Source organism: Streptococcus equi subsp. zooepidemicus (assembly GCF_015689395.1).
Taxonomy (GTDB): domain Bacteria; phylum Bacillota; class Bacilli; order Lactobacillales; family Streptococcaceae; genus Streptococcus; species Streptococcus equi.
This window is the reverse complement of the sequence record NZ_CP065054.1, coordinates 1,015,391-1,033,068: the sequence shown is the minus strand read 5'-3', so window position 1 is coordinate 1,033,068 and position 17,678 is coordinate 1,015,391. Positions and strand designations below refer to the sequence as shown.

The window sequence follows — 17,678 nt, the reverse complement described above, 5'->3', positions numbered from 1 at the left end:
TACTAAAAGTTTTCTTCATTTAATATAGTGTAATTCTTTTAGTACTGCTTCTACTCTTTCTTCAGTCACAACCTCCCACGATCTCACAGACTCATGCGGCAACACATAATCAAAAATCTGTCCGTTTTTGCGCACAATCGCTACTGTGTCGCCTGCGATATAACCGTCGTCAATAGCTTGCTTAAATTCGTCGTATGTTAGCATAAAGCACCTCCTTATCTATTTATTCGTAAAAGAAGAGGGAGAACCCCCCTCTTCTTTTTTGTTAAACTAATTTCCCAAAATTGGTAATACGGAAAATAACAAAAACATATTAATCCAAAATGCGAAAATAAATAATATTCCCCAAATAAATAGATTTATTTTTTTAGACACAAAAGCCATGAAGATAGCCGTCAAACCAAACACTATAAATAACTTTTGCATAACAAACAGATAAATCGAAACACCGAATAGAGTCTTATCCCAAGGAACAAAGAACATTCCTATCCATAATAACACTATACTCAAAATATAGTACTTCGAATAATCACTAACGTTTTTTTTGAAATTTAACATCCTATAGAACCTACTGTCTCAAAATATACTCTAATAGCATCAGCTACGCCAAGGACATTCGCTGGCATCCATCGTCTATAAACTTTTATGTAATTAACGAGCTGACGGTTACATTCACAATTAGCACCAATACCGGCACCCCACTTATAGCAACTATCGTGGTTTTGGCAACCTTGATCCAAAACATCTACTACTGGCAACGTAAAGTTATTCCCATTATGACCTGGTCCACAATAGTTACCATGGATAGGCCAACTAGCTTTAAAATATTTATCTGGGGTGAATGTCTTCTCAGAATAATCCTTACTTATAGCTTCAACTAACATTCCCATCTCTAGAACATCATCTGATACTTTATCTTGAGTTGCTCTATCATAATCAAAGTATACTCGTTCACCTTCTAGGATAAGATAATTTTTTAGGAGTTCACCATTTTGGAAGCTAATATTGCTTTCAGTGCCATTTTCTATTTTATCATTTATCCCTTCAGCTAATACATTTGTAGTAAAATTACCTATAAAAGAATAAAAAACAAGCAGCTAATAGAATAGTATTTATTACTTTTTTCATAAATTTTCTCCAACTATTTTAATAACAGAGAAACTATTAAGTGCTACCCCAATATGTCAACAAACCTCCTTTCTTAAAACTAAGGTAGACCTTATCTCAAGAAGAATATTACACTTAAAATATTACAAATACAAGTCTTTTTTTTATTTGATTTTTTTGATAAAATTAAATATAGTGGTAATTTTAAATCAACGTATTTGAAATATTTGGTAGCTACTATTTCCTGAAAAAGAAATAAACAAACGGGCGTATGACGGGTTCTGCATTCCTCCTTCATAGGTTAATAAAAATTGAAGATGAAAGAAAGAAATTAAAAAAAATAATTCCTTAAAAAACACAAAAAACCGCCCTCAATCAAGAGAGCGGTTAGCTTTTTATTTCAGCTTTTCTTTGACAGCGCCTACTGCCCCTTCGACTGCTTCTTTGGCTTCATCTGCTAGATCAGGCGATTCTTGCTAGTGTGATTAGCTCATGATTATGCGAGTGTGTCAATAGAGGGGGGAGGCGGAGGGAAATCAATCAATAAACTCTTTAACGAGGTCATAAGCTACAGGGTTTTTACTAACTTTTTTAACTAGGTTCCTTTGTTCCAACTCAATTAACGCATTATTTACTTTTGTTCTAGAATACTTATTATCTAAAATTTCAACAAAATCTTTATTAGTTATTCTTTCATTGAGTAAGTCAAATAATCTATTCTGTGAAAGAATAAACAGTAAATTCTCTTGTAACTCTGTAATATTAAGTTTATCAATTATAGAAGCAATAACTCTTAATTTATCTTTCATCATTTCAGATGTTTCAATCATTAATTCTTGACCATCGATAATAATTTCTAAAATATCCTGAATAAATAATGTTAAATCGGCCTTATTTTTAGGATTAGAAACTCCAGCAAAAGCTTTCTCATATTTTACTCGATTCTGATAGATAGAATTTGAAATAGAAAGTCCCGTAAACAAATCTAATTTTCTCGATAAATATGAAGATAGTAGAAATCTTCCCATTCTACCATTCCCATCGTAAAAGGGATGAATATATTCAAAGAAATAGTGTGTAATAATAGCTTTTACTATCAAAGGTACTTGATCGCTATTCATAAAAACAATCAACTTAGTTAAATCGGCATTTATAAGTTCTTCGCTAACGTCCCCTTGGTGAACATTTTTTTCTCCCTTGCCCACAAAAGCCAATCCTTTTCTAAATAACTTTCCATCTGGTCTATCCTTTTCAGACATTTCGTCTAGAAAAATATTATCATATATATCTCTAAAATCCGATAAACTTTCAATTTTTTCAACCTTCAAATGTTTAATACCAAAGTACATCTTGACAATACCAGAAAAGCGTTTATTGGATTTTGGGGATTCGTAGGCTTCTTTAATCTCTCTTCGCGTTGATTGGACTCCCTCAATATCGTTTGTACTCTGAATTTCATTTATCACTTGAGTTAGAAATAATTTATCTTTCGCTACCTCTGGTAATTTTAATTCCCTTAAGCGGATACTATTCTGCTGTATTTGCTCTAAGAGTTTAGCGTGAGAAGTTAAATTCATATAAAACAAAGGATATTCTTCCCGCTCTCGACACTGCTTTTTGAAAGAGAAAGGATGTATGGTAAGGTTTAATTTTGTCGTAGATGGAGATTCGAGTCTGTTAACGTATTCTTTTTCTGAATCTAAGTAGTTCTTATAACTTAATTTTTCTAAAGTTTGATACATTATCCTACCTCATTTCAATCATTTTAACGTATTATAACATTTTTTAAAATTGAAGCAAGTATAGCAGTATATTTTTATTTCAACTTTTAAAAAAACGTAATTTCTTTTAAGTTAAAATCGATTTTAGCTATTATTATCCAACATAAAAACAGCCCCCAGCAAAAGAGCTGAGGGCATTGTTTTATCTCGGAGCTTTCTGCTAAAACTCTAGCGTGATTTTGTTTTTTGACGCTATATTTTTGATCTCTTTGATGTTTGAGATTTGCTTGATTGTCACAAGGCAATAATAGTCGCTATCCTCAAAATTGATTTGTGCAGCGCTCGACAGGTTAACGTCATTTATCGCTATCGATTTAATGCGCTTACTCTTAACATCTGCGACGTCTGACGCTATTAAGTACAAATACAGCATTTTTTGTGATTGTCTGATGTCTAAGCTACCAATGACAGACACCGTTTTTGACCCGCTGCTGTCTTTGTCGGACCAAATCAGACGATCAGCAAGATAAACCGCTATTACACGAGTGCTGCCTAAGTAAATCTTACTAGCTTTAGCAAAATTTAAAGCATGCTTAGGGTTAGCTTTGGGTCTACTAGCAGCCGCAGTTACAGGAGTAACAACTGTATTTTTTCTGTGGGATCTTTTGACTGTCGACTTGAGATGTATCATGTCATAAGACTGGTAATGGGTAATAGTTAACACATCTAACGTCTCACGCTGGATTTTTAATCGCTTTGTATTGTCTGGCAGATGGCCACTGACAAGCAGCAGGTTGTCACCAACATCAGCCTTAGTGTAAAGCTTATACGCCATATTAGCCCTCCGTCACGAGGATTAACTCATTGTCATTGTAGTCATATAACTCGTCGTACTCTGATTGAGTGACAACTCTATAGCTTAGACCTGATCCTGAGCCTTTAGCTTTGTATTCCGACCGTAGCAGATAAGCTGCTAGCTCACCACGTCTAACAACGTCGTCAGGTATACTTGCCGGATCACCAGCCGGGCCTTGCGGTCCAGATGGACCCCTAGGTCCGTCGATACCATTAACACCCGGCTCTCCTTTAGGACCTTTTAAGCTAATATCTGATCTAAAAGATTGGCCATTATCTAGCTGTATTGTCAAATAGCCTTCATGATCCATTGATATGTTTTGTATACCACCCCATCGTTGCCTTATCTTATCATCGACATATTGCTTAGTAACGAGATCATTATTTGTTTTAGATTGCCCAATATATTTCATAGCAACCTCCTAACCAACAATTGTCACCGTGTATTGATCTTGGTTTGGCACTTCTGCACCTGTTGCGATTAAGATGTTATTATCGTCTGTGACTTTAACATCAGCATACACGATTGCATAAGGTGAGTTTGTCTCACGTATAGTGACGTTGACATCACGAGTATTGAGATTGTGTGTGATTGTAAATTCTTTAGCTTGCGCATCACCAAAAGTTTTACTTACTTTTTTAGCAACGTTTGAGATTGCTTCAAGACCTTGAGCATTCTTTTTAATAAACTGCTCTAGTTCCTTAAATGTATTATAATCTTCCGAAGCACTATCTACTAAAGCTGCTATTTGTTGTGTTACATACTCTTTAGCTTGTCGCAAGGCGTCTTGTGATTCTTGCGTTGCAGTTGCTTTGTTAGTGGCAATTTCAGCAAGTTTATCCGTAAGACCTGTGATTTTATCTTGATTTACAGTGACCCCGCCTGTGTCGCCGTTTAAGGCTGCAGCGATAGCTTGACCTGTCATAGACGCTTGATTAATCGCCTCTTCTAGACCTTCTACTTTTGATTTATTGATTTTAGAGCCACCAGCGTTGATAAGACCGACAATGCTTTCTGCGGTTTGCTGATCTAAAGTAACCCAAGATGACCCGTTGTAGATTTTTAGCTTATTAGCAACACTGTCATAATAAAACTGACCTGATTTTGGCTCTTGCGGTTCTGACCCCAAATTTTGTACGACTGCGTTTTGTAGCTCGTTTTTGTTTAGGTTGATATTTGTTAAAAATGTACTCATGTAATCTCCTTTAATTCAAAATGGCCTTACCAGCAAATGGCGCTGAGAACCTAACGATAATTTTTGCTGTACTAATGTACTCAACACTACCAAAAACTTCGTTACCAGCGCTATCGACAATAGTCACAGATGGGTACTTAATCAAATTGTGTGTGATAGTCCACTCTGTTTGCGGTGATACTTGCTCAAAAAGATACTGATTTTGAGTGATTTTTGATTTTAGATACTCAATATCAGCGGATAATTTTTGAATAGTTGTATCTGTAACTAAATCAGTGCTAACGACATACTTTTGACCAGATCGTCTAACGTCAAGCGTCACGCTATCGTCAGACGGAAAGACATAACCACCGCAGTGTACCTCGATGTAATATGTCCCAATCTCCAAAATTTTATCAATCGTAAAATCAACCTTGTTATCAATGACGTCAGTTGTTTTAATCAGATAGGTTTTGCGATTACGTGTAAAGTAAATCGTCGCTTGCTTGCCATTTAAATCAATAACATTGTTGTTTTCGTCCAACAAATTAAAACTAAAAAGTGACGATGTATCACCTTGTTTGATAACATCGCCACCGTCAACCTGTTTAAGGTTGGTTGAGTTATATGCCATATAACCCCCTTTTAATAAAATTTACAATATGGATTGACATTATAATCGCCGTCGGCATCTCCTGCAGCTATATAATTACGATTGCCTGACTTACCAATGTATGATACCCAGATATAGCCATCACCGACATAAACAGAGTCATATTTATCTGTCATACCGTACTGATAGCAAGCTACAATCTCACCGTTTAGACTTGGTTCACGACGTACATTTAGCGCTGGAACCATGACCTCAAAGGTTGCAACCTCATCTTTTAACTTGCGAAAACCTGTTGGTGCTTGTGAGTGTTGCTGCTGTATTGACGGAGTATCGCTATAGGGTGGCCTAATCCAACCGACAATATAACCGTCACCATCAGAAAAGGCACGAGTGACATAGCGCGCTGGTCCACCAACTTGGAACTGGTCGTTAATCCCATCACCGTTATTATCCGAGTACCCATCGACATTTTGCTCTATTGTTTGTAGAGTATGCCCATCACTATCTGCAATAACAAGTCCTGTGTGTCCGTAAGGGTGACCATATGTATGCATAACAAATAAGTCACCAGCTTTGGGACTGATACCGGGGGCATCATAAATGACTTCTAATCCCTGTGCCTTTGCACTATCTAGTAAGTCGATCGCATTACCCCAAAGCGTCACGCCAAAAAAGTTGGTTGTTGTACCATTAGTTACATCAGCACATTGCCAACCCCAAGCAAGGTCAGCATCATAACCTTGCCCAGTATCAGCTAAACAACGCCAATAACTAATGACATCATTGACAGTTGCCATATTATTGCTCCTTTTTCCATTCGTCATTCATTCGTTTGACAGCTGCTTCAATAAACATTTCCATATCCTGATTTGATAAATAGACATTGTGTTTAGACAGCTCACTCTGCATACTGATCTTAGCCTCCGTTAGCTTGTCAATGCCTTTGATGTCCTTGTCATAGGCTATCTGCTCAACAGCTTCAACCGCGTTTGTAGCAACTATCTCAGCAATTTTTACAGCTTTCTCTCCACCCTTTTTTAGTAAATACTCTTTGACTACCTTAACAATAATCCCTGCCAAAATAGTTAAAATTGATAATGATGTACCTGTAATAATGTTAGTGATTTCTTGCATGTTATTTCTCCTTATTAAAATTAAATAATATCTTCAGTTGTTCCTTATGTACGATAATTTCATCTTCTGTGCGGTTAATGCGATCTTCGTGCTTATCCAATACTTTATGGATATTCTCGCGGTCCTTTTGAGAGTCCTTTAAGTCAAACGTTAGCGTTTTGATAGTATCTTGTAGCAGCTGCATCGTTTCATTGTTTTTTTTGATTGCATTTTGAAACGGTTGCACAACCAGTTTAGCTAGCGTTACAACAGTCATTATCGCCCCGCAAAGAGAGGCTATTTGCAAAATATCAATTTGCATCTAACCACCTCACTACTCTGTTCCAATGTTTCCAGATTCAACCAGCTGTTTTACTTTTTCCCGGTATTTTTTAGGAACATCTTCCAAAGTAATCCAGCCAAACTCGATTTGCATTGCAAAATAATTAATCATCATGATACGTCTCCTTTTAATCCACTTTTTCAACAGTTTCAACATCTGTTGTTTCCTCTTTTTCCTGCGTTGCGATAAGTAAATTTAAAATGCCAGTCGCAAATTTAAGCATGTTTTCCACTTTTTCGACATCTGTGTCTAGCTTCGCAAACTTTTCGTTTAATGCTTTTTGTGGTTGCAACTGCTGATAAATCATCTTTTCACATAGGGCCATAACCTCGCTTTGAGGTTTATCTAAATACTCTTTAGGCAACGTTAACGGTATATGCCAACCTGCATGGTCGTCAATCCCGTCAAGCATCACCTTAGCGCCAGAAACAGAGCCATCAGGCATCTGCTCTGGATAATTTGATGTAATGACTAGCATAAATCTCCCTCTAGGCCGTCCTCAGCCAAATGTAAGTTGTGATGTAAGGTTGCAAGTTATTATGGGGCTGGTCTCCACCCTCAGAACCAGTTTTTGAGTGCAACTGGAACCAAGCACCACTCGCAGTAACGTTGGCTGGTCCGTCACCATAACCGTTTCCGACCATCTTATTCCCGTTGAATCCATGAGAGTGACCAGGCATTTCTTGGGTAGTTAATCGATGGGTTTTCTCACCACCAGTTTTGCCAACGTAACTAAACTCTGTTTCGTTTTCGGAGACCCCGACAATGGTCCTACCTTGCGCATAGCGCTGCCACGTCCCACCCATAATATAAGATGGATTAGTAGATGAGGTGCTCATGTAGATGGCACCAATCGGATAAACCATATTTAAAATCTCTGTCTTGTCAAACGACGACTTAACCTCTGTATTATTGACAAACAATTTACCGCTAATATACGCATCTCCCTTGACATCAAGAGCACCTTTTTCCCAAATCTTTTGGATACCAATTCCATCTTTTGAGACTGATCTAACAACTGATTCTGTACCGACATCAAAAGAAAACTCTGTTCGACTAAATTTATCCGATAATATCCCCTTGACAGTGTAGGATTTCGTTGGAGAAAAAGTTCCGTATAAATTAGCAGATGAGTTTACCAAACTAGAAACATTTGCCCATGTTCCACTTGCCGAACCATTATTAGATGAAAAATAACTAGCACCTAGTTCCGCCACACTAAAGCTTAACGTCATCGTGTTTTTTTGCGTACCATTAACAGATAGCGGAGCAATAGAAGCCCTCCTAGTGACTGTTAGAGTATTAGATGAGTAACCCGACCTAGCAACGTCAAATGATAATGCTGGCGGAAAATATTTAAGCACAGTAACGGTTTTATCAATTGTTGAGGACTCTCTACCTCTGCTATCAATGACCTTCGCTCTGATAGTAATTTGCCCATCATATAGCATATTGCCAAGTGTGCCACCGTTTTGGTCAGTTGACTGGCCTTTACCGACGATCTCTGCATAATATCCTTTGATAGTGGAACCGTAAGTTCCAGAAGCTCCTCTAAAATTAACTCTAATGTCAGAATAAACCTGCACATAGTAATCTGCACTTGATACCACGCTACCTGCAACACTATGAGCATCACTCAAACTGATACTGGATAATGTTGGCTTTATGCTATCTGGCACCGTTGCAGTAAATGATACTTGCTGAGTACCTGTTAAGGTTGAGCCGTTGTAGGTATCTACATAGATAGTACCTATGCCGCTGCTATTGTTAGGTATATCATTTGCAAAATCAAGTGGTATGGTCCAATTCGCAGATGTCTCAACATTTGTAGCAATAGTACCTGTTTTGCTACCCCAAGCATAGCGGAGCGTATGCTTATATGATGTTGATTGCCTATCGATTGTAATTGCTAAGTTATTACCTATTACAGCGTTCGATAAAGAAATTCCACTTGACCTAGCTAATTTTGTTAGCGTTAAAGACGCCCAATTAATTAGTAGAGTATCAGGACTATAGCCACCGCTTCCAGTCAGTTTAATTAAAATACCAGCACTTCTACTACCATCGGCATCGTGTTTAACAGTCACAGTTCTTTCATCAATTAAAACGCTGCTATTATAAGCTAACAGTGACGGACTGCCACTCCAAGTCCAAGAAGCTTCATGGACGGTCGCGCTCATGATCAAGGTATACTGTGTAAAAGTCGTTAGTGTATTGTGTAAGTAAATTTGCACCTTAACACGACTGCTATTAGCTAAAATGTCAGATTGGGTGATTGATTGCTCTGTCGCAACCACACGCAAATAATAACCTTTACTGTCTTTATTGCTGTAAAATTCTGCCAATTAATCACCCCACAATCGTTTCATAGTATTTAGTAACATTCATGTGCTTGTCTACCCCATCTACTTTGTACATTTCTTCCCTGAAATGTCCTACTTGGAGAGTTGCCACAAACATACCGTTATCAATCTTGAGCATACCGCCTGTAATGGAAGCTACCTCTGCTCCTGATGAGTAAAAAGCAATACGGTCTTTAGCGACCCGCACAGAACTTGTTCCATCTTTAGACCCGATAATGAGGCCTTCTTCTGATGCTGACATGTAATTGTCAATAAAGTTCCACTGCTCTTTTAAATCTAAAATGTCATTTTGTGCTTTGATAGCTCTCTGACCAGCAGTAATTAAATCTTGCTCAGATAATTTTTGACTGGCATTCATGGCATCAATAGCAGCTTGTATTTGCTTTTGCATACTAGCCAGTGCATCAATGCTCGCTTTGGCTTGTAGCTCCGCCATTGCAATGGCTTGTAACTCGGCTAATTTGTTAATCTGCTCAATAGTTAATGTTTGATCAGCCTTACCATCAATTTTCTTATTAAGGCCTTGCAATTGGGTTTCATCGAGTGCTCCGGGAGGGCCCTGAGGGCCTTCATCTCCTTTACTCCCTCGCTGGCCTTTATCTCCATAAACTCCTATAATAGCTGGTTTTGTTTCTTTGCGGGTTCTATCAGAGTAAACATCAACATGATAATACCAATGGTACTTATTAGTTTCTGTAATCTGCTGAGGTTCTTTGGACCAGCCCATAGTTGCTGAAGTAATGCCTGTACGATTAGGAGAGGCAAGGTAGTAATCTTCTGTTGAGATAATACCTCGACCAGCTGGGCCTTGCTCTCCGACAGAGTTAGTAAACGTAATCTGCTTACTTGCAATTAACTCGTTACCAATGTAAGCCTCGACAGTAATAATTAACGGTTTATTTTCTGATACATCTGCTGCGTCAACAGCTAACTGTAAGCCAGCGCCGACCAAAACATTATTGCGTTTAAATTGATAAGTCGCATTAAACTTTGTGTTACCTTTCCAGAGCTCCGCTGTCAAAACAGATCGGCCTTCACCGTTAGCAAAAACAGTTCCGTTATCAGTAATTAATCTTAAATCATAAGGCTTAGCAGCTTCTGCTAGCTCACTCATGCGGTCGATTAGCCCTTGCGAAATTTTATTTTCTAAAGCTCTAAAATTATCAAAAACAGTCTTGTTTTGATTAGGATTTGTAAACGATATATGCTGCTCACTAACACGAGCTTCTAAAATGAGACTCGGAGTATATTCCGGATCATTTATTTTAATAGTATCGCCAATATTCAAATCATCAATAAAGCCAGTCACTTCATAGGTCACTGCTGGATAACAGTGTTTCCTTAAATCAGCAAGAGCGACAGAGATAAGCTTCTCTTCGCTGTCTGTGTCAACATCGATATCTTTTCGTATCCAGTTGTCGTCCGTTTCAATTCCTGTAAACGCAGATGGATAAAGTGACTTCGATAGAGGTGCGTAGAGCATGCTGTTTTTAAGATAAAACTCAATTTGGCCTTTTTCGTTTTTCCACTCACGATAAAGAGACGGATTAATCAAAATGTCTTTTTCTTCACTCATGGTGGCTGTCCCGTTTTGTGATGGATTGAGAGCTGCAGTACCTTCGACATGTTTTCCTTGGACAATCTCTGGCGGATAACAAACCGTCTGAACAACTGCTAAATAAGCGCTAGCACTATAAGTACGTTCCTGTACTGTTTGAACATTATTGTAGTTTTGCTCTAAAACTGTCAACGTATCACCGGATAGTGACTTTACGATAACAGTATGCCCCCAACCGCCAGTAAAAACAGGGCTGCCAGCATTTGCTCTGATATTGACGATTGAGCCTGCGATTAAGTCTGATGTTTTATTTGGTTGCACAACTTTCCAGCCAAATTGCCCCCAGTTATAATCAGTACCAATATGGGAAGCTGCCTGCCCAGATCCAATAAGACCTCGAAAGCCTGTCACGCCACCACCAAGACCAGGACCGTCAAGTTTCATCGCATACCAAGCTGACAATGCGTAACATTGACCAGAGCCTACTTTTTGGCCTTTTAAACTATTAGCTTCAGCGAGGACTGCTTTTGTTTTAGTAGCTACTTGAGTAGTGCTTTGACTGGTCGAACCACCGCTTTTGAATTGATTATCGACATTATCCATAGCACCGTTATTATTGCGGGTGATACCAGCTCTGATGTCTCGCATCAGAGGCGCATAGTGGTCATAACCAGCTGCTGCATAATCGTAAGTCGCACCCCCAACTCTAAACAGGCCCTTAGTGTACTCGTCAATGGTTAATTTACCTTTAACTGCATAAATGCTTTGCTCAGCTAAGAGATAAGTGTAATCTTTTAGATAGTCATCAACGCTTGCGTAATGGTTGTAGTAACCACCCTCGGCACGAGGCTGACCTTGGGATACGTTAATTCCGCTTGGTCTGGTTGTCGCACCAGTCCAAGTGATACCTCCCCAGTTATTATCCGCTCTGCCAACGGGAGTATCTCCCCAAAACGACTCAAGATACAGCTGACTAAAGACACCAGATGGCAAAAGCTTGTACTTACTGCATAAGCTTAAAATGGTATTAACAACGGACGCTTGCATCACATGACCTGCGTAAGTTAAATTACCACCCGACCACAAAACAGCCCCTGTTTGCACAGAGCCTTGTTTAGCGGTTGTTGTGGTTGTCGTAGTAGTTGTTTTACCGCTTGGTCTTATAGCGTTATAGATGCCAGTTTTGTCAATTTTACGTCTGACGCTTTCGATGTTTTTGCCATATTGCAAAATAATGTCATCTCGTCTGCGACCGACACCTTGATTGTTAGCATCATTTTTTTTGTAAATGTTAAGGATAAACGACTTTAAGCTTGAGTCGTTTCTGAGATTTGTTACAAACTCGATTTCAGCATCAAAATTATTAGCGATAGATAGCAAACGTTTAAGATTGGTATCTTGGCCAGTCCATTCGATTGTGCGTTTTTTGTCTGCCACCTCATTAGTCCCGATGGTGATTGCTCCGTTTTTCAGTACACTAAAAAGATTGCAGTAATCAACAAAAGACATCTGAGTTGTCGCTTTGTAAGGACCTGCATACTCATTGAGCAACTCTAAATTGAGGTTCTCGCAGTAACAACGTATCTCTGTGTCTGTCTCGTCTGTTGTCATAACATTAAACAGATATGACTTACCATTGTACTTAAACGACACAAAAGACCTCTCTGTTAATGTCAGATAGGCCTTTTCTTTGACTGTGTCAGACTTGATTCCTCGTTTATAAACCGTAAATTCAAACGTTGAGTTAGCAGTATTTAAATACTGAGAAAATTTGTCGTCATAATAATTCAAGGTGTCTTGCTTACCGTTATCAATATAAGCAACTTTTTCCAAATTTGCGTTGTGAATTGTTATAAGCATCTACAAATACCTCTCCTCAAAACTGATTGTAATATCAGGTGTCGCAGTAGACCAAGACGACAAATAAACCTCCATTTGGCTTTTTCCCGGTGGAATTTTAGGGAAACTTAAAAAGCCATCAACTGCTTCGTTGGCTTTTGGGATATTATTAACTAATATAGTGTCATCTTCGGAATTAATGACAACTTCCGTCCCTGGTCCATAAGCATTTGGTACATTGTAATCGTACGGTACTTTATCTTTACGATAGTAAAATCCATCAATATACATGTGGGTTACAAGTGGATTCCCCTGGATACTACCAATCGCGATATGCACTTGCTTAGATTTTTTCCCCTTTAATTCGGGGAATACTCGCTTGTTTTGCGATCCCCACCAAAAAACAGATACTGTGTCATCTGCTCTTGTCATGTCAGACCACCCTCTAGGCTCGTTAAAAGGATTTTGAGTATCAAGATGAGTAGCATCAAATGACCATTGTAAATCAGTCGTTTTAAAGCCACCTTTGCCATCAGTAACTAAGAAGTTATATTCCGTTTTTGTCCCGGCAACACGTTTATAGGTTTCAACACCATATAAAAATTGGTCGTTTTCGTCGGATACCATCACTTTGATAAAACCAAATTGATTCATCAACCCACACCAAAAAACCTGTCGCCACCAAATATAATCATACAGACCACCGCCATCAGGAATATCAAATGTCAAAGATCCTGCATGATAACCGGGCGAAATATTTCCTTCTAGTTCGATGTGCTTACGGTTCCAAACTGTATTCCACTGCAAATTTTTATCTAAAATCTGGCCTTTATCATTTAAAATGGCAACGTTCTTTTTACCTGTTGTTAAAGCATTGACGATTTTGTCATCTTTAAAATCGTAAGCCACCACCGATTTTTCGCGTATTTCAGCATCGGCTATTTCCCTATCTCCGACCTCGAAAACAAATGACTTATTTACAAAAGCTAAATAGCCATTTTCAGCATTGTGTTTTACAGTGATGATCGGGTGTGCATCAACATTGCCGTTATTCGTGATGTCAAATAGTAGTTTTTTACCGTCTTGCCTGTAATTTGTGAGTTTTTTGTAGGACACAGAGTGAGCGACTCCGTCCGGAACTAGCAATTCCAAGCTTACAAGACTTAGCCAAGCAGTGGGATCACTAGTCGATATTTTATTTATCGGGATAGCTAGATAATATTTGTCTGGCTCATCACTAAACGTCACTTTGACTTGCTCGTTGACATTAAAAATACCAGCTAATTTATGCTTTAACTGGTTTAATGCGTACTCGTTTGAGCTGTCTTTTAGATAAAAGTCAACTGTAATAATTTTTGCGCTAGTCTTAACTTTTTTAACGTGCAATCCTATAAAAGGAGCATCGTTGGTTTCGGCTTGTCTCTCGTTTCCGATGTCACGATTAATAGACATGATTGTGATGAGGCTGGATAAATCCACATCGTTAAAAGTCATTGTAGCCATCTAAACCTCACCTCTCAATCGTTTTAATGTCATATCTCGACTATTTAGATAGTCTCTCATGTCTCCACCTGTCGTCCTTGCTATCTCACGACCGTTAACGTTTAAAACAACCGGTCGTTTAACAGCATCATTAGCAAGTTTTAAGGCGCTCTTAGTAATCTCATCATTACTATCAACATAAGTAACACCAGAATTAGCTTTAGCCGCTTCACGAGCGTATTTCATACTGACATCGTGAGGGACTACCGATGTTCCGTTTGGCATGTGCACTAATTCTCCACGACCACCCTCGTTAATGCGAGCGAATCCACCTTGCCAATCAGATGTACCTCGTGCAAGATAGGGGATTTTTGGTATATTGATACCAGGCAGTTTGTTAACGATTCCAATGACTGAGTTAATACCCCCGATCGCTCCGTTAATCAAACCTTTAATTCCAGAGACGACACCACTAAAAATACCGCTAATAGTGTTGCCGACTTTTGTAAAAATCCTAGTCGCTGATTCAGCTGCAGTATTCCACGCATCACCAAACCATTTACCGATTTTCCCAGCAACATCTTGGACTAATTTACCAAAGCTAGAGACACCTTTTTTAAAGCTGTCCCACATGGCCATACCGATTATTTTGACTATCTCAAATTTTTGGCCGACTTCGGCGACAATGTCATCCCAAAAGACGAAAACTGCTACAATAGCCGCTATAACTGCTGCTATCACCCACCCTATTGGGGTCATCATGCCTAAAACGGTTAAAATACCGCTGACAACAGTCATGATATTAGCGATAGCTCCAAAAATAGCACCTACAACAACAAGAATAGGTCCGCCAACAACGGCTATAAGTAAGAGATTTTTTTGATATTCTTGTAAAGGCAAATTGTCCCAAATACGGCCTAGCGTCTCTTTGACATTGTTTGCAAACACAGTGATTGATTGTATCATTGCTTGCATTTTTGCATCTACATTGCTGCCATCGCCGCCAAGAGACCCCATGAAGTCGATTACTGACGCCTTGGCCTGTACAAAAGACCCGCTAATAGTTTCTGACGCTTCTTTGGCTGTTGTTCCTGTGACGCCTAGATTATCTTGGATAACATGGATAGCTTGGATAATGTCCGAAAAGTTATTGATGTCAAATTTCATGCCGCTAAGCTTACCAGCTTCGTCCAGTAATCTTTGCATCTCCTCTTTTGTTCCGCCAAACCCCAATTTGAGGTTGTCTAGCATCGTGTAATTACCTTTAGCAAAGCCTTGATAGGCATTTTGGATTAACCCGATGTTTGTACCAAACTTGTTGGCATTGTCAGACATATCAACCATGGCAGTATCAGCGATACCAACTGCTTTAGCCGTATCTCCGCCGAGGGAGCTAATTAGACTTGCTGAAAAGCTAGTTACTTGCTCCATGTACTCGTTGGCAGATACTCCAGCACGTTTAAATGCTGTATTTGCATTTTTTTGTACGGATTTTGCCGACTTTTTAAACAGGGTCTCTACACCACCGATTGATTGTTCCAAGTTAGCATACTCTTTGACAACAGCTGTTATCCCAGCTACTGCTGGTAATGTAAACATGGTTGTCATGTTTTTACCGATAGAGCTGATTTTGTCGCCGTAAACAGACAATTTGCCAGAAATCGCGTCTATTTTAGCGGTCAGACCATCAAAAGAGTTCCCAGATTCATTGTTTGACCCTTTGATTTTCTCTTTTAATTTTTCAGCTTGATCTTGCGCTTTTTCAAACGCTTTTTGCATTTTAGAGGCGTCACCAGTTATCTGTACTCCTAAAGTATAATCAGCCATTGTTAACCTCCTCAATCGGCTTTGTCATGTTGTTAGCTTGATAAACCAAATCAACCCAAGAATTACCCTCATCAGCAATGTTTTTGGTAATGATTTCCAAGTGCGCTTCAACGATTTCCATGTCTGCAGGCTGTTGCTTACGTTTCCACAAATCAACAAATTTAGCGCTTTTTTTGCGCATAGCGTTATTGACTGCATTTAAAACAGCATTGCGCATAAACTCGCTATCTCGCACTTGTTTATCTTCCCAAGCTTTTCTGATAAAGGCTTTTTCTCGTCTGGTTAATTCCAGATACTCTGATTTTGTGGTGCCGAAATTGACAAAATAAAAAGCAAAGTCAATATCTTTATGATACTGACTTGCCAATCTGTCATATTCTATATCTGTGCTATCACTAGATCCACCGAAATATTCAAAATCAATTAAGCGCCGAGGAAGAAAAAAGGGCAATCACGCTCAATTGTGTTGATAACTAGCATATTTACATAGACATAACCATTGACATTTAACACTTTAGTAAAGACGTTTGAGCCTTGCTGGCTAGATACTCGACCACCATCGACCGCATAAAGAGCATTAGCAAAATACTGACGCAACATAGATAGTGACAACATACCTTTGTTATTTACAATAACGTCCATAAATGCTTTGCCTGTCAAGGCTTCGACCGTTTCAATCGTTTTTTCGTTGTATTTCAATTCATATTGTTTTTCATCAATAATAATTAGTTCTTTTTCCATCTGTCCCCCTGTTAACTAGGCATAGCTGTTACTTTTTCAGCTTCTTCTGGTGATAATGTTGATAAATCAATCAATGCCCCGTTTCCTTCAAGGCTGATTGAGTACGTCATACCATCATCATAAGGAGCCTCTAAGCTATAATCACTTACAGACGCAAGGCCTCCAAACATGCCTTTTTTGGTTTTACCGTTGATGACTTTGATACAAACAAATTCGCTTTTTTCAAAGGCTTCTCCAAGTTGTTTGTGGGTTTGGTCAGACGGTACATACAGACCATCGTTATCGATGGACCACTCTTTCATGCCAGGGATTTTTGATTTCCACCCACCTTTAGTATCTTTAGACGATACCTCAATTGAGTCAGCTGTCCGGTTAATTGTTAACCCTTGCTGACCACTAATAGCTAGTAATTTTGCACCAGTTTTGTCAAAGATTGCTAAGATAATATCCTTACCAGCAATAGCCTTTGTGGCTGATGCGTCAAAATTACAATAAACATTTTGGTCAAACGCTACCATTTAATTCTCCTTTTAAATTTTCACTTTAAATCCATACGAAACCTTGATTTCATAGGCTACAATTGCGTGCATTTCGCCAGTTTCGTCCTCTTGCAAGGACTGCATTCCGACCTCTGATTGTCTCAAAATGTCGATTTCTTCTGGCAAAACTAATTCTTCTGTGAGCGCTTCTTCTAGTTTTTCAATCATGTCATAAATAGCAATCTTGCTTTTTCCAGCTGCCGCTATGGCATGTATCCATACTGTAAAGACTTCGCACCACATGACTTTTGTGTCTTCCGGCCGTTTATCCACTACCTCAATAAAATAAAAAGGTGATGGCATGTCTTCCGGGACGTGATCATAAGCCGTCAAGCCTGTCTCATCTTCGATTTTTTGTTTAATTGAGGCATGCAAATCAACCAACCCTAATTTTTTTAACAT

The 17,678-nt window shown here is 38.8% G+C and carries 19 protein-coding genes and 1 pseudogene; all 20 read right to left on the bottom strand.

From position 1 onward, the window contains the following. Positions 1-15: 15 nt before the first annotated feature. The 20 genes and pseudogenes from I2432_RS04920 to I2432_RS04830 all read right to left on the bottom strand — a co-directional run bounded on the left by I2432_RS04920 (position 16) and on the right by I2432_RS04830 (position 17,678). Positions 16-204, bottom strand: coding sequence for a competence regulator inhibitor paratox (locus I2432_RS04920; RefSeq protein WP_138119241.1), 189 nt, complete (start codon positions 202-204; stop codon positions 16-18). A 347-nt stretch (positions 205-551) separates the two neighbouring features. After that, positions 552-1,128, bottom strand: a pseudogene (locus tag I2432_RS04915) (phospholipase A2 family protein). A 515-nt stretch (positions 1,129-1,643) separates the two neighbouring features. Next, positions 1,644-2,849, bottom strand: coding sequence for a Fic family protein (locus tag I2432_RS04910; protein ID WP_138119239.1), 1,206 nt, complete (start codon positions 2,847-2,849; stop codon positions 1,644-1,646). Between the two features lie 199 nt (positions 2,850-3,048). Further along, positions 3,049-3,663 (bottom strand): hypothetical protein, encoded by a 615-nt coding sequence (locus I2432_RS04905; protein ID WP_206159050.1) that lies wholly within the window; start codon positions 3,661-3,663, stop codon positions 3,049-3,051. A gap of 1 nt (position 3,664) precedes the next feature. Further along, entirely contained in the window at positions 3,665-4,096 is a 432-nt protein-coding gene (locus tag I2432_RS04900; RefSeq protein ID WP_249093403.1) for a collagen-like triple helix repeat-containing protein, read from the bottom strand. Between the two features lie 9 nt (positions 4,097-4,105). Next, positions 4,106-4,879, bottom strand: coding sequence for a hypothetical protein (locus I2432_RS04895; RefSeq protein WP_206159049.1), 774 nt, complete (start codon positions 4,877-4,879; stop codon positions 4,106-4,108). A gap of 10 nt (positions 4,880-4,889) precedes the next feature. Continuing rightward, the gene (locus tag I2432_RS04890; RefSeq protein ID WP_206159048.1) at positions 4,890-5,492 is read right to left on the bottom strand and encodes a hypothetical protein; all 603 of its coding nucleotides are present in this window, start codon (positions 5,490-5,492) and stop codon (positions 4,890-4,892) included. Between the two features lie 11 nt (positions 5,493-5,503). Further along, positions 5,504-6,268 carry a CHAP domain-containing protein gene (locus I2432_RS04885; protein ID WP_154803887.1) on the bottom strand — a complete coding sequence of 255 codons (765 nt, stop codon included), beginning with the start codon at positions 6,266-6,268 and terminating at the stop codon, positions 5,504-5,506. Position 6,269: 1 nt separating this feature from the next. Further along, complete coding sequence (locus tag I2432_RS04880; RefSeq protein ID WP_154803888.1) at positions 6,270-6,605, bottom strand: phage holin family protein; 336 nt, start codon at positions 6,603-6,605, stop codon at positions 6,270-6,272. Position 6,606: 1 nt separating this feature from the next. Further along, the gene (locus I2432_RS04875; RefSeq protein WP_154803889.1) at positions 6,607-6,906 is read right to left on the bottom strand and encodes a hypothetical protein; all 300 of its coding nucleotides are present in this window, start codon (positions 6,904-6,906) and stop codon (positions 6,607-6,609) included. Positions 6,907-6,918: 12 nt separating this feature from the next. Beyond that, positions 6,919-7,041 (bottom strand): hypothetical protein, encoded by a 123-nt coding sequence (locus I2432_RS10420; RefSeq protein WP_269206307.1) that lies wholly within the window; start codon positions 7,039-7,041, stop codon positions 6,919-6,921. A 13-nt stretch (positions 7,042-7,054) separates the two neighbouring features. After that, positions 7,055-7,405 (bottom strand): DUF1366 domain-containing protein, encoded by a 351-nt coding sequence (locus tag I2432_RS04870; RefSeq protein WP_138119225.1) that lies wholly within the window; start codon positions 7,403-7,405, stop codon positions 7,055-7,057. A 10-nt stretch (positions 7,406-7,415) separates the two neighbouring features. Further along, positions 7,416-9,272, bottom strand: a complete 1,857-nt coding sequence (locus I2432_RS04865; RefSeq protein ID WP_154803891.1) for a DUF859 family phage minor structural protein — start codon at positions 9,270-9,272, stop codon at positions 7,416-7,418. Between the two features lie 4 nt (positions 9,273-9,276). Then, on the bottom strand, positions 9,277-12,708 hold the full coding sequence (locus tag I2432_RS04860) for a glucosaminidase domain-containing protein (protein WP_206159047.1): 3,432 nt from the start codon (positions 12,706-12,708) through the stop codon (positions 9,277-9,279). Continuing rightward, positions 12,709-14,190: a distal tail protein Dit gene (locus tag I2432_RS04855; protein ID WP_154803893.1), complete on the bottom strand. Its 1,482-nt coding sequence runs from the start codon at positions 14,188-14,190 to the stop codon at positions 12,709-12,711. It abuts the gene before it with no gap. Then, the gene (locus I2432_RS04850; RefSeq protein ID WP_154803894.1) at positions 14,191-15,996 is read right to left on the bottom strand and encodes a phage tail protein; all 1,806 of its coding nucleotides are present in this window, start codon (positions 15,994-15,996) and stop codon (positions 14,191-14,193) included. Continuing rightward, entirely contained in the window at positions 15,989-16,447 is a 459-nt protein-coding gene (locus tag I2432_RS04845) for a hypothetical protein (protein WP_138119215.1), read from the bottom strand. Before I2432_RS04845 ends, I2432_RS04850 begins: the two co-directional genes overlap by 8 nt. Continuing rightward, a complete protein-coding gene (locus tag I2432_RS04840; RefSeq protein ID WP_138119213.1) occupies positions 16,420-16,737 on the bottom strand; it encodes a hypothetical protein in 318 nt (105 codons plus the stop codon). Before I2432_RS04840 ends, I2432_RS04845 begins: the two co-directional genes overlap by 28 nt. A gap of 11 nt (positions 16,738-16,748) precedes the next feature. Next, on the bottom strand, positions 16,749-17,255 hold the full coding sequence (locus I2432_RS04835; protein WP_138119211.1) for a phage major tail protein, TP901-1 family: 507 nt from the start codon (positions 17,253-17,255) through the stop codon (positions 16,749-16,751). 12 nt (positions 17,256-17,267) lie between these two features. Beyond that, entirely contained in the window at positions 17,268-17,678 is a 411-nt protein-coding gene (locus tag I2432_RS04830) for a DUF5072 family protein (RefSeq protein WP_138119209.1), read from the bottom strand.